Raw genomic sequence first — 12342 nt, 5'->3', positions numbered from 1 at the left:
CGGTGCGATGGCGTTTGGCATCCGCCGGCATGAACTCGCGGCGTGGAAAGAGAAAGTAAAGCGCGGGGAAATCGCCTTTTTGACCCATTATTGGTATGACGAACGGTTTCCGCATTGCACGACGGTGACGAAAGTCGGCTGCGGCGACATCGATAAGCTGGCCGCTTGGGGGCGGCAATACGGGCTGAAAGAAGAGTGGATCGACCGGCGCAACGAGTTTCCGCACTTTGATTTGCTCGGTGAGACGCAAGTGCGCATTTTGCGGCAAGAAGGGCGGCTTGATGAGCTGGAACGGTTGACGAAACGGGGGAAGAAGGGATCATGATCGATTTGGCAGCAGTGAAAGAAATGGCGAAACATACGTTAATCGACACGCTCGGCATCGAACTGGTCGAGCTCGGCGAAGGACGCGTCGTGGCGACGATGCCGGTCGATCGGCGCACGCACCAGCCGGCCGGACTCCTGCATGGCGGCGCCTCGGTCGCGCTCGCTGAAACGGTGGCGAGCATCGGCGCGTATGCGCTTGTCGATCCGCAAACAGAAAACGTCGTTGGATTGGAAATTAATGCAAACCATATTCGCGCTGTCCGCAGCGGAACGGTGACGGCAACGGGAACAGTGCTGCACCGCGGCCGGACGACGATGGTGTGGGATATACGCATCACCGATGAACAAGGGCAGCTCGTCTGCGTCTCCCGCTGCACGATCGCCATCATTCGAAAAAGCTAGCGCCAAGGCTAGCTTTTTCGCCGTTTATTGGAGCAAAAATACCGGTTCATCGCCTTTTTCGTCCAAATCGATCGTCAAATCGTGCCCGTCAAAATACCATTGGTCGCTATCTTCGACAAAAAAGGTCACGCCATCAACCGTCGTCTGCGCCGCTGGCTCTCCTGCCGGCTCGTCTTTCGCCATGCCGAGCGAAAACCCTTTTTGCACGGTGCTGCATCCCCCGTAGCGGGCGAAAAAGCGAATCGCATCGCCCGGCTTCAATCCGAGCTCCCGCTTGTACCAATCAAACGCTTTTTTCGTGATCACAATGTTCATGGCTTCCCCTCCTCACTTGTTTATTATAAGCGAATAGGCGGCGGCCGGTAAAACGATTGTGTGAACATTGGCTGACAATGTCAGGTTCAAACGCTTTCCACAAAGTGGTGGCCTCTTGCCTTCACTCGCCTGAGTAAAATAGCGGATGGCGGCAAACAGTAATAGCGAAGGAGGTGAGGACGGTGAATAAAAAGCGGCCATTTGCGCTAAGCTACGAATCCGACGGGGTGATGGGGAAAAACAGCAAAACACATCCGCACCGCTCGGAACGACAACCAACCGGCAAACAAGCGCCCGATTTTTTCAACACGACGCCATCAAGTGAATAAGGCAGCCGGAACAGCAATGGGTTTTGATGAATAAAGTAGCCAGTAGGCTGCTTTTTTTTATGGCAGCTACTATACAAATGGGCCGGTCCGCGCTATCATTATTTGAGGGATATTTTTTGAAAGGAGTGGCGTTTTCGTATATGAGTAGTTCAAGCTCGAACGAACCGGAACCCGAATATAGCGGGGAACGCGGCCTGTTCCTTTTCTCGCCCGCTGCTCATCATACGAAAACGGGCTCCGGACGGAAAGGAAGAGCCGCCGCCTTCCTCGCGTGAAAAGGAGCATTCCCGTTAGGAGCTTTTCCGGGGACTTGATCAAAAAAAGCCCTCTTGGTATGATACAGGGGTGTCAACCACATCACTCACCATACCAAGGAGGACTTCAGATGAATTGTACACAAAACTATAAAATTGATCAAGTAACCGAACAAACGCTTGTCGTGGGTATTGATATCGCGAAACGAACCCACTACGCCTGCTTCGTGGATGACCGGGGGCGCGTGCTTCGCAAATCGTTCCCGATCTTCCAGTCGAAAGAGGGGTTTCAACAGCTGTATAAAGCGATTCAGGGGGCGATGCAAGCGTTCGGGAAGTCAGAGGTGATCGTCGCCGTGGAGCCGACCGGGCACTACTGGTTGAACCTGGCCTACTTCCTCGAGGAGCACGGGATCCCGTTGGTCATGGTCAACCCGGCGCATGTGTGCCGGTCGAAAGAACTTGATGACAACCTGCCGACGAAACACGACGCCAAAGACGCCCTGGTCATTGCCAGACTGGCAAAAGACGGACGATTCCTCGTTCCCCGGCTGCTGCACGAGATTGAAGCCGATTTGCGCGTGGGGAGCACGCTCAAAGAGAAGCTCCGCAAGGAACAGACGGCGGTGAAAAACGCGATCGTCCGCTGGACGGATCGGTATTTTCCAGAGTTTTGGACCGTGTTTCGTGACTTGGGGAAAACGGCGCTTTCGGTGTTGGAGTGGACGCCGCTTCCGGCTGATATGGCCGGCCGGACGGTGGAGGAGCTTCTTGAGGTGTACCGGCAAAGCGAAGGGATGAAATGCCCGCAGAAGGCCAAAATTCAGGCGTTGATCAACACCGCGAAGGACTCGATTGGGGTGACGGAAGGGACAGCGATGGCCCGGTTTGAGATCGCCGCGCTCGTCCGCCGATACCGCCAATTGGAGGCGGAGATCGCTGCACTGGACGCCGAGTTGAAGGCATTGGTTCAAACGACGATGGAGTACCAATGGTTGAAAACGGTCGACGGGTTGGGAGACGCCACGATCATCGATCTGCTGGCGGAGATCGGCAGCTTCGCCCATTATCGGGACCCGCGCCAATTGGTGAAGTTGGCGGGCCTGACGCTCAAGGAGAACTCCTCCGGCCAGCGCAAAGGGCAAAAGCACATCTCCAAACGGGGACGGAAACGGTTGCGCTCGGTGCTGTTTCGGGCGATGATTCCGCTGATTCGGCATAACGAGGCGTTTCGCGAGCTGCATGAGTATTATACGACCCGATCCGTCAATCCGCTGACCGGAAAGCAGTCCATCGTCGCCTTGTGCCGGAAGCTGTTGAATGTGCTGTTTGCGATTTGTACGAAGAAACAAGCGTTTGACGCGGAGCGAATGAAACAGGACGTCTTGTCCCAGGTGCAACGGGCGGCCTAAGGCCTCCCCCCTGCGAACGGAAGAATCGTTGGACAACGAGATGACACCGGAGAAGCTGGCGTGATTTCATCGATTCGACCTTGAGTCCCTAAAGGAGCTTGGCCGGCCTCCGCCTGATGACGAGACCGAACGAGGGAATGTTGGCGCGAAGACGCCCGGAGACATGGGAGGGTTCGTCCTCATCAGCGACGCGGAGATCCAAAGGGTGCATCGAATATGCTTCCCCCCGCGGCAGGAAAATATAACCAGACGTGGCCGCGAAGCGCACCCTAGGTCTGTAAGATATCCACAAAACTGAAAAAGGATGTAAGGGATTTTGTCGAAAAATATTTTTTGGACACCCCTGAGAGGCCGAAAAGCCTTGATAGATCAACATTTCTAGAGGGAGGAAGGATGCTAGATGATGAAAATGTATTTGTCCGATGCCAGCGGCAAAATGCGGGAAATCGACCGGATTGAAAACGGCTGCTGGATCAACCTCGTCGCCCCGACGGAGGACGAAATTCGTTACATCGCCCACCATTTGGACATTCCGATCGACTCGATCAAAGACGCACTTGACGACGAAGAGCGGTCGCGCATCGAAAAAGAGGATAACCATGTGTTGATTATCGTCGACATCCCGATCGTCGCCCATGACGAGATCGACGGCCCGATATACGAAACGATTCCGATTGGCATGATTATTACGAATATATGCTTTATCACCGTCTGTTTACAAGAAAATCCGATTTTTGAGGAATTTTCAAAAAACAAGATCAAAAACTTTTACACGTTTATGAAAACGCGGTTCGCCTTGCAAATGCTCTACATGATTTCGACGTATTATTTGCGCTATTTGAAGCAAATCAACCGGCGGACGAGCGAAATCGAAAAAGAGCTGCACCAGTCGATGAAAAACAAGGAGCTGTTTTCGCTTCTTAGCATGGAAAAAAGCTTAGTGTATTTTATGACGTCGCTGAAAGCGAACAATATCGTCATGGAACGGCTCATGCGCCTCAACTATTTGCGCATGTACGAAGATGACCAAGATTTGCTGCAAGACGTCATTATTGAAAACAAGCAGGCGATCGAAATGGCGGAAGTGTACAGCAGCATTTTAAGCGGCATGATGGATGCGTTCGCTTCGGTCATCTCGAACAACTTAAACATCGTGATGAAGTTTTTGACTGCCATTACGATCGTCATTTCGTTGCCAACGATGGTGGCGAGTTTTTACGGCATGAACGTGCCGATTCCGTTCCAGCACTCCCCGTACGCCTTTGCCGTCGCCATGGTGCTCGCCGGTTCGCTGTCGGCGGCGACCGCGTACATTTTTTGGAAAAAACGATATTTTTGACGGTCGAACGAATTCTCGTCAGCAAACACGTATTTCGGCTGGCAATATGAACGGCTGCCCTGTCATTGGGGCAGCCGTTTTTGCTTGCGGGCCGCGACGCCGCCGGAGAGGATAAACTTCATTGCTTCTTCCGGCGAGATGTCGATGACTTCGACCTGCTCTTTCGGGACGAGAAGGGTAAGCCCGGCGACTTGAAATGTCTGTGGAATATAAACAGCAACATAATCAGCAAGCGGATCGTGCCACGCGCCGACATCGTCCATTGTAATAAAGCCGAGGCATTTCCAGCCGCTCTCGGGCACCGTAACGAGCACGACTTGCGAAAATGACCGTTTTTCCCCGACGAAGGAAGCGATCGTATCTTTCGCGACCGAATAAACGGTCTTCATCAAAGGAATGCTTTCAAGCAACCGCTCGACAAGCCGAATGAGGCGGCCGCTTACATATTGCGTCGACAGCCAGCCGCACACCGTGATGAGCGCAACCGTGGCGAGCAAGCCAAGGCCGGGGATGTAGCGGCCGTCCAAATACGGGCGGACGTACTGGCCAAGCAGCCCGTCCAATACAGCGAACACTTTGTAGCACACATACACCGCTAACAAAATCGGCACGATCGTCAGCATGCCGTTTACAAAATTTTTCACAAAAAAGCGCATCCGTTCTCCTCCCTTTCCTTATGTCTTCTCTCACCATACCAATTTTTTTCGTTTTGCACAACTAGCAATAAAATCGAACGTTCATGACCGAATTTACATAAAAAGTTCGTATTTTTTCTTGACGAATCAATGAATGTCTCGTATACTTCCGAATGGAATATAAGAAATGGGGGATGGCACAATGACCAATCATTACGATGTGATTGTGGTCGGCGCCGGGCCGGCCGGTATTTTCACCTGTTATGAACTGACGCTCAAACTGCCCGGGGCGAACGTGCTCCTGATTGACAAAGGGCATGATATATATAAGCGCAACTGTCCGATTTTGCAGAAAAAAATTGAGAAATGCCCGCCGCCGGCCGGCAAAAAAGATTATGCCGGCTGTGTGCCCGCCTGTTCGATTACGAACGGCTTCGGCGGGGCTGGAGCGTATTCGGACGGCAAGTTCAACATCACGAGCGAATTCGGCGGCTGGATGACCGATTATTTGCCGGCTTCAACCGTGCTTGAACTCATCCGTTATGTGGATGAAATCAACTTAAAACACGGGGCGACGACGTCGATGACCGATCCGATGACAGACAAAGTGAAAGAGATCGAGCGGCGCGCTTATGCCGCCGGGCTGAAGCTGCTGCGCGCTTATGTCCGCCATTTAGGAACAGAGCAAAACTTAGCAATTTTACAAAGCATTTTTGAATATTTGCGCGAGCGAATTACGATGCGCTTTCAAACAGAAGTGGATGACATCGTGACGGAACGGACGGAAGGCGGCCATGAAGTGAAAGGGGTCGTGCTGAAAGACGGTGAAACGTTGACGGCAGAAAAAGTCGTCATCGCCCCGGGGCGCGACGGCTCGGTCTGGCTGAACAAAGTGTTGCGCAAGCGCCGTCTGCGGATGATTAACAACCAAGTCGATATCGGGGTGCGCGTCGAAACGTCGAACATTGTGATGCAGGAAATTAACGAGCATTTATATGAGGGAAAATTTATTTTCAACACGTCAGTCGGGACGCAAGTGCGGACGTTTTGCAGCAATCCGTCCGGGCATGTGGTCGTCGAAAACCATTCCGGCATTATGCTTGCCAACGGCCATGCGTACAAAGATCCGAAGCTCGGCAGCGACAACACGAATTTTGCGCTTCTTGTCTCGCACAAATTTTCCGATCCGTTTGATAAGCCGAACGAATACGCCCGTGACATTTCCCGGCTGGCGAACGCCTTGTCTAACGGCGGCATCATCGTGCAAAAATACGGCGACATTTTAAAAGGGCGGCGATCGACGGAGAAACGGATCAAGGAAGGGTTTATTGAACCGACGTTAAAAGAAGCGGTGCCGGGCGATTTAGGCCTTGTCCTGCCGTACAACACGATGAAAAGTTTGATCGAAATGACAGAAGCGCTCAATCATGTCACTCCGGGGCTCGCGTCTGAGCATACGCTGTTTTACGGCGTTGAGGCGAAGTTTTATTCAGCGCGGCCAAAACTGAACGATCGGTTTGAAACGGAAATCGCCGGGCTGTATGTCGGCGGCGACGGCGCCGGCATTACGCGCGGCCTCGCTCAGGCAAGCGCTTGCGGCGTTTGGATCGCCCGCGACATCGTTGAAAAATTGACGCGTTAAGCGAACGAAACGAGACAGGCTGTCGCTAAGAACGGCAGCCTGTTTTGTTTGCATGGGCTGAAGGCGGCTGTTCATCACGCCGAAGCATGGTGGTTTGGCTGCTGTACGATTTGGTAAACAGAAAACAAAAATAGGTTGACAATAATCGATTTTGTCCGCTACGATAAATGTAATGATGGGAAAGGGGAGAGGAAAAGATGGCTGATTGGCTGTCATTAGCCGAACAAGTGATTGAAGGGTACGAGCTGGCTGATGAAGAGGCGCTGGCGATGCTCGACTGTCCGGACGAGGAGCTGCTCCTTCTTTTGCAAGGGGCGTACCGAATCCGCTCGACTTATTATGGAAATAAGGTGAAATTGAACATGATCATCAACGCCAAATCCGGCCTTTGTCCGGAAAACTGCGGCTACTGTTCGCAGTCCGCCGTGTCGACGGCACCGGTGAAGACGTATAAAATGATCGATAAAGAAACGTTGCTACGTGGGGCGGAAGAGGCGCACCGTTTGCGCATCGGAACGTATTGCATCGTCGCGAGCGGCCGCGGACCGAGCGATAAGGAAGTAGACGCGGTCGTTTCCGCCGTCAAAGAAATTAAGGAACGGTTCGGGCTGAAAGTGTGCGCCTGCCTTGGGATGTTAAAGCCGGAACAAGCCGCGCGGCTGAAAGAGGCGGGGGTGGACCGCTACAACCATAATATTAACACGTCGAAACAACACCATCCGCATATTACGACGTCTCATACATATGATGACCGGGTGCGGACGGTCGAAACGGTGAAGGAAGCGGGGCTTTCGCCGTGCTCGGGCGTCATTATCGGCATGAAAGAAACGAGGCAAGATGTTGTCGATATGGCGCGCAGCCTGCGGGCGCTCGATGCCGATTCGATTCCGGTCAATTTTTTGCATGCGATCGACGGGACGCCGCTCGCCGGAACGAATGAATTGAATCCGCGTTATTGCTTAAAAGTGTTGGCGCTGTTCCGTTATATGAACCCGACAAAAGAAATTCGCATCGCCGGCGGACGGGAAGTGAATTTGCGCTCGCTTCAGCCCCTCGGTCTGTATGCCGCCAACTCCATTTTCGTCGGCGATTATTTAACAACCGCCGGGCAGGAAAAGTCGGCCGATTACAAGATGCTTGAAGACCTTGGGTTTGAGATCGAGTTTGCTCCGGCGCCGCAAGCCGGCGCTGTATAACGGTTGAGGGGGTGGCCTCAAAGGCCGCCTTTCCTTAAGAAAGATGGAAGATATGGTATTACCGAAGTGTTCAGTGCGTATCTAGCAACGGACAAGGGTGTCCCGGCTGCTTTCGGGACACTCTTTTTTCATGCGCGCTGCTCGAGGTGGTGACAGGCGGAGACGGCATGCCGGGAGCGGCGGCCTATGCGCGGGGGCTTTATGATCGAAGGCAGCCCGATTAGTGGGGAAGGCTAGGATATTCGCGCTTCTTCGCTCGTATGACGGAAAGGACGGTTGCATGTAGATTCATGAAAGTCCTCGATCTTTGGCATGAAAAGCAGGCTTAGCGCGTACGATGGCAATACAAGCGGCGAAAAAAGGCTTCACAAACATGAAAAAGCTCATTATAATAGCAACAAAGAGAAAGGAAGAGGATGGGGAAACATGGCAAGATCGTTTTACCGCTATTTATTGCGCTTCCGCCACGGGCGTGAAGAAGACCCGGTCGTGCGGTTTGCGAACGGGGCGTATGACGACCACAGCTTTCCGAAAGGATCAGCGGATTATGAAGAATTAAGCGTCTATTTGGAGTTACACGGCGACTATTTGGAAAGCATGGTCATTTTTGATGAACTGTGGGAGCAGTTTTTGCATGAAGCGTAACTAGGAAAACGCTCCTGTTTTGTGTATTGGGAGCGCTTTCAAACCGCTTTTTCCGCGCTGGCAAAGGTGTCCACCCTTTCATGCATGCATATACTATACTAACCATTTGTTCAAAAGGGTGGGAGATGCCGATGAGCGCGCCGAAACGCCCGAAATTTTCCGTCGGTGATATCGTTGTCAACACATTGTACGGAACGGTCGGGACCGTCACCGATATCCAACAAATTGACGGCACGTTTTTATACGAAATTAACCATGGCCACAGTTTGTTTACCGAGCAGGCGCTCGTTTTATTGTCTGAGTTTACAGGCGATTTATGGATCGCTGAGGAAATTGAAATTGAGCTGCCGTTTTTCCTTGGTGAAATTGTCCGCGTCCGCGATTATGGCGGCCATTTGTTCAAAGTCGTCGGGGTGCGGACGGAAATTTACCGCTACTACGGGGAAGGATGGGAAGAGACGATTTATGAATTGAAGCGGCTGACGGACGGCTGGGAAATTGAAGTTCATCTTGAAGACATTATTCCGCTTGCCGACGGGGAGGAAACGTCCGTCACGCTCGTGCAGGACATTGTCATCGCCACACCGATGAACGCGTCGCTTTTGCTGCCGCTGACTAATGGCGAAAACAGCGGACCGTCGGTCGACGAGCTGCTCGATATGTACAACGACTATAAAGCGCTGTATGAATGGTTTGGCGATGATCAATATAAACGGATGATGGAAACGGTTGTTCAGCGTTTACAAGCGATCGTCAATCACCATAATAGAAACTGACAAAGAATAAAGAGAAAATATGGAATGCCGGCGAAGATGACGAGCGCAGCCAGCCCGTTGACAACTGTTTCCATCATTTTATCCAATGTAGTCAGCTTGTCCATTTCGTTCCGCCCTCCGTATGTTTGTTTTGTTTAGTACATATGTATGGCGAAGACAGAAAAAGTAGTACAACATGATTTTTGACATAAAACGGAAGGCGGCGACATACAACATTACAAAGGGGGCGAGATGCGGTGAAGGAAATTGAAGTGATTATTGACACGGAGGAAATCGCCGAGTTTTTTTACCAAGAACTCATTCGCCGCGGCTTTGTGCCGACGCAGGAGGAGCTTGAGGAGCTCGCCGATATTACGTTTGACTATTTGCTAGAAAAATGCATTATCGATGAAGAAATTGATGTCGACGACGAGTAACCCTCGTCGTTTTTATGATGTTCGAGGCGGGATTAGACGCCCGCCGGCTTGGCCGCCGCGATGGCGGCCGCTTTCATCATGGCCAAATGCCGCTTGTAGCGGTCTGTCATTTCGCCCGAGGCCGGCAGCGGAAGCGTCTCAAGCGCCCGCATGATCGTGTCATCAGTGAACCAGTCGCGCCGGTCGTCAAAAGAGTGCGCAAGATCCGGCCAGGCGGCCTCGAGACGAGGGCTGTACAGGCGGCGTCCATCATATGTTGCGGCAAACGTTTGCGGCCAATAGTCGGCGCGCGAGCCGCTATGGGGAACGCAGCGGGCAAAGCGGTAGGCGCGGCGAAACAGGCGCGGATCAAACAGCAGCAAACTGTACAGCGTTTTGCCGATGTGAATGCGGTGATGAACATCAGAAAAATCGCGCACGGTCGTTCCAACTAAAGCGCCGCTGCGGCCGCGGGCTAGAGGGATGAGCACATCATTGAACCCGAGCCATTGCTCGGCGATAAACGGCCAGCTCGACAGCACACGGGCGCGGAAAAACGGGTGTTCAATGACGCGAAGCTGGATGTACTGCTGTTCGTTAATAATTAACGCGACGGTAAGCAGCGCGGCGTCGCCCGTTTTCCAAAAATGTTCCCAAAGCGGCTTCATAAACGAAGAGACGGAGAAAAACGGCAGCAAATGAAACAGCGGCGTTCCTTGGCGCTTGCTTTCCTCATACAACAAAAGCTGCGGATAAGCGTCGTGAAAAATGAGCGCATTGGCTCGCTCCAGAAACAAAAAGAGCGGCGCGACCGTTTCTTTTGGCAACAACAACGGCAGGAGGCCGCCGCGCAAGTCGGTCATGTTCCAGCCGCCGTTACGCGAGACGAGGTGAGCCAAAAACGCCCAGTGCATTTCCAAATGGCGCTCGAAAAACGCCAAATAGGCCGCCGTACGCGTGACGTTGTTGCGGTTATGTTCCGCTGTTTTCCGCCGGATGGCGGCGACGATGGCTGCCTCCTCGGCACTGAGCTGCCGAGGAGGCGAAGGGGAAAGGCGGGCGGTCATCATCCGGCGGAGCAAGTCGGCATCGGCGAGGCGAACCGGGTGGCGGTATAAAAAAGAGCGGTACGCGTATTGGAGCGGGCGGTGCAATAAGGCGAGCAGACGAGTCGGCATCCAGGTGTCCCTCCTTGCATAGGTCGCGGATTTTGTCAAAAAGACTACGACCGCTTCGACAAAAGGTGCGCCGTTTTGCCGAAGGAATCGACAAACGCAATCACTAATAGTATAGGATACAGACGGTCGATTATCAGGGGAAGGGAGAGGAAAACAATGGTTCGTTTATGGGGGAAAAAGATGTGGATGGCAAAACGCGCTTATGAAGCGGCCATTTTTCAAACGCCGCGCTTCGGGGAAACGAAAGGCTATCGTCAAGTATGCCGGCTTACGGTGACGGCGGCTGATCATCACGAGGCGTTGTCGATCTTGTACCGGATGTTTAACGTGGCGGATTTGATGCCGAAAAACTGCCAGGCCCGGTTTATGGGGACGGGCGATATTGTGCTCATCGACGAAGGACGGAAAGGACAGACGTATTACCGCCTCTGCCCGGATGGCTGGCAACCGGTAGAGCGCCAGCGTGTTTGTTGACGGAATATTCAAAAATATAATCGCGCGTTGATGGCTGATGATGGTATAATAAAAGAAAAAATACCGAATAAAGCCTGGCGGTTTAGGGAACGGATAAGAAAGGAAAGGGGGCGGATTCGGTGGAAAATCACAGCCAGCGCCGCGATGCGCCGACGGTGGCGCCAGGAATTGATGATGACGAGGAGCTGAACGAAAAAGCAACGAAAGAAGAAATCGAACGCGGAGACTATACGAGAGTCGTCACGCTTGCTTGGGACGAAGTCGAACCGTCGGAACCGCGATAGAAACCCTTGTGTGGCACAAGGGTTTCTACGATTAATTATGATTCGGGGTTGTCGTGATGGCCTGGACCGTTTTTCCGGCCGCCGGCGGCGGAATATTCTTTGGCGTGCGCCGCGTCTTCGGCGATCAACGCCTCTTTTGGAATATGGTTATTCTTTTTCTGCCCGTTAATGCGGTTGCGGTGTTTTTTGCCCATCGTGTTCCCTCCTTGAACCGTTGTCGTCGTTAGTGTATGCGGCAAAAGGGGGGTTCATCGGCGGAAAATGTTTGCAAGCGGCCTCAGGCGGGCGGATCCGAATAGAAGAGATGTGGGAAGGGGACGAAACGATGGCCGCACTTGCGTTGTCGCTGCTTTTATGCGTTGTCTTGATCGCCGCGTCGCTTTGGATCAAAGGGCAGGTCGAGCGGTTTTTGTTCCGCTGGAGAAGCATTCCTCTTCTCCACGCCGCCAATATCGTCGCCGTTGCTGCCATTGTCGCTGCGATGTACTATCGGTTTGGCGGCATTGACGTTTACTTGCGCGACCTGGCTGATATTAGCGGATTTTGGTACGTTTTCGCCGGAGCGATGCAGCTGATTTTGCCGCTGTATTTGCTGGCTTGCTGGCTGCTCGCCAGGCGGCGTGGGCGCGAGAAGAAATATACGCGCAGCAAAGATAAAAAAGTGCTGTATATCAACGAAAGGTATTTAGCGCGCCGCCACCGCGACGATTACCGTTCCAAAACGTCATAAAAGGGAGAG

At 52.7% G+C, this 12342-nt stretch carries 18 protein-coding genes; 13 read left to right on the top strand and 5 right to left on the bottom strand.

The window, feature by feature from the left end; translation table 11 throughout:
- The first annotated feature begins 7 nt into the window (after nt 1-7).
- Entirely contained in the window at nt 8-325 is a 318-nt protein-coding gene (locus GS3922_RS08745; RefSeq protein ID WP_063166025.1) for a hypothetical protein, read from the top strand.
- Entirely contained in the window at nt 322-729 is a 408-nt protein-coding gene (locus GS3922_RS08740; protein WP_063166024.1) for a hotdog fold thioesterase, read from the top strand. Before GS3922_RS08745 ends, GS3922_RS08740 begins: the two co-directional genes overlap by 4 nt.
- 24 nt (nt 730-753) lie before the next feature.
- Here GS3922_RS08740 and GS3922_RS08735 read toward each other — a convergent pair whose 3' ends face one another.
- The gene (locus tag GS3922_RS08735; RefSeq protein ID WP_063166023.1) at nt 754-1044 is read right to left on the bottom strand and encodes a HesB/YadR/YfhF family protein; all 291 of its coding nucleotides are present in this window, start codon (nt 1042-1044) and stop codon (nt 754-756) included.
- A gap of 182 nt (nt 1045-1226) precedes the next feature.
- On the opposite strand from GS3922_RS08735, the gene GS3922_RS17875 reads away from it, so the two are divergent.
- The 3 genes from GS3922_RS17875 (at nt 1227) to GS3922_RS08725 (ending at nt 4378) form a co-directional block, all read left to right on the top strand.
- On the top strand, nt 1227-1373 hold the full coding sequence (locus GS3922_RS17875) for a hypothetical protein (RefSeq protein ID WP_168157885.1): 147 nt from the start codon (nt 1227-1229) through the stop codon (nt 1371-1373).
- A 385-nt stretch (nt 1374-1758) separates the two neighbouring features.
- Nucleotides 1759-3039 carry an IS110 family RNA-guided transposase gene (locus tag GS3922_RS08730; RefSeq protein WP_012749092.1) on the top strand — a complete coding sequence of 427 codons (1281 nt, stop codon included), beginning with the start codon at nt 1759-1761 and terminating at the stop codon, nt 3037-3039.
- 400 nt (nt 3040-3439) lie between these two features.
- Nucleotides 3440-4378 (top strand): magnesium transporter CorA family protein, encoded by a 939-nt coding sequence (locus tag GS3922_RS08725; protein WP_063166022.1) that lies wholly within the window; start codon nt 3440-3442, stop codon nt 4376-4378.
- A 62-nt stretch (nt 4379-4440) separates the two neighbouring features.
- Here the strand turns inward: GS3922_RS08725 and GS3922_RS08720 are convergent, their stop codons facing one another.
- Nucleotides 4441-5034: a DUF502 domain-containing protein gene (locus tag GS3922_RS08720; protein WP_063166021.1), complete on the bottom strand. Its 594-nt coding sequence runs from the start codon at nt 5032-5034 to the stop codon at nt 4441-4443.
- Between the two features lie 181 nt (nt 5035-5215).
- Between GS3922_RS08720 and GS3922_RS08715 the strand changes: the two genes are divergently transcribed.
- The 4 genes from GS3922_RS08715 to GS3922_RS08700 all read left to right on the top strand — a co-directional run bounded on the left by GS3922_RS08715 (nt 5216) and on the right by GS3922_RS08700 (nt 9272).
- Nucleotides 5216-6655, top strand: coding sequence for an NAD(P)/FAD-dependent oxidoreductase (locus GS3922_RS08715; protein ID WP_063166020.1), 1440 nt, complete (start codon nt 5216-5218; stop codon nt 6653-6655).
- Nucleotides 6656-6852: 197 nt separating this feature from the next.
- Nucleotides 6853-7851, top strand: coding sequence for a biotin synthase BioB (gene bioB / locus GS3922_RS08710; RefSeq protein ID WP_063166019.1), 999 nt, complete (start codon nt 6853-6855; stop codon nt 7849-7851).
- A gap of 426 nt (nt 7852-8277) precedes the next feature.
- Nucleotides 8278-8496, top strand: a complete 219-nt coding sequence (locus GS3922_RS08705) for a YozE family protein (RefSeq protein ID WP_063166018.1) — start codon at nt 8278-8280, stop codon at nt 8494-8496.
- Nucleotides 8497-8627: 131 nt separating this feature from the next.
- Nucleotides 8628-9272 carry a hypothetical protein gene (locus GS3922_RS08700; protein ID WP_063167359.1) on the top strand — a complete coding sequence of 215 codons (645 nt, stop codon included), beginning with the start codon at nt 8628-8630 and terminating at the stop codon, nt 9270-9272.
- Here GS3922_RS08700 and GS3922_RS18340 read toward each other — a convergent pair.
- The gene (locus tag GS3922_RS18340) at nt 9254-9376 is read right to left on the bottom strand and encodes a hypothetical protein (protein ID WP_257722304.1); all 123 of its coding nucleotides are present in this window, start codon (nt 9374-9376) and stop codon (nt 9254-9256) included. The two genes, GS3922_RS08700 and GS3922_RS18340, sit on opposite strands and share 19 nt — an antisense overlap.
- Before the next feature lie 132 nt (nt 9377-9508).
- Here GS3922_RS18340 and GS3922_RS08695 point away from each other — a divergent pair, with 132 nt between their 5' ends.
- The gene (locus GS3922_RS08695; RefSeq protein ID WP_008879287.1) at nt 9509-9688 is read left to right on the top strand and encodes a YozD family protein; all 180 of its coding nucleotides are present in this window, start codon (nt 9509-9511) and stop codon (nt 9686-9688) included.
- Nucleotides 9689-9720: 32 nt separating this feature from the next.
- Here the strand turns inward: GS3922_RS08695 and GS3922_RS08690 are convergent, their stop codons facing one another.
- Entirely contained in the window at nt 9721-10845 is a 1125-nt protein-coding gene (locus GS3922_RS08690; protein ID WP_063166017.1) for a DUF2515 domain-containing protein, read from the bottom strand.
- Nucleotides 10846-11001: 156 nt separating this feature from the next.
- Between GS3922_RS08690 and GS3922_RS08685 the strand changes: the two genes are divergently transcribed.
- On the top strand, nt 11002-11319 hold the full coding sequence (locus tag GS3922_RS08685; protein WP_063166016.1) for a hypothetical protein: 318 nt from the start codon (nt 11002-11004) through the stop codon (nt 11317-11319).
- A 119-nt stretch (nt 11320-11438) separates the two neighbouring features.
- The gene (locus GS3922_RS17870; protein ID WP_168157884.1) at nt 11439-11603 is read left to right on the top strand and encodes a hypothetical protein; all 165 of its coding nucleotides are present in this window, start codon (nt 11439-11441) and stop codon (nt 11601-11603) included.
- 35 nt (nt 11604-11638) lie between these two features.
- On the opposite strand, the gene GS3922_RS17865 is transcribed toward GS3922_RS17870, so the two are convergent.
- On the bottom strand, nt 11639-11797 hold the full coding sequence (locus GS3922_RS17865; RefSeq protein ID WP_017437412.1) for a hypothetical protein: 159 nt from the start codon (nt 11795-11797) through the stop codon (nt 11639-11641).
- 131 nt (nt 11798-11928) lie between these two features.
- Between GS3922_RS17865 and GS3922_RS08680 the strand changes: the two genes are divergently transcribed.
- Nucleotides 11929-12333 (top strand): hypothetical protein, encoded by a 405-nt coding sequence (locus GS3922_RS08680; protein ID WP_063166015.1) that lies wholly within the window; start codon nt 11929-11931, stop codon nt 12331-12333.
- Nucleotides 12334-12342: the final 9 nt, after the last annotated feature.

Origin of the sequence: Geobacillus subterraneus (genome assembly GCF_001618685.1) — a bacterium.
GTDB lineage: Bacteria > Bacillota > Bacilli > Bacillales > Anoxybacillaceae > Geobacillus > Geobacillus subterraneus.
Note: the sequence above shows the minus strand (reverse complement) of the source record. Positions and strands in the feature narration are given on the sequence as shown.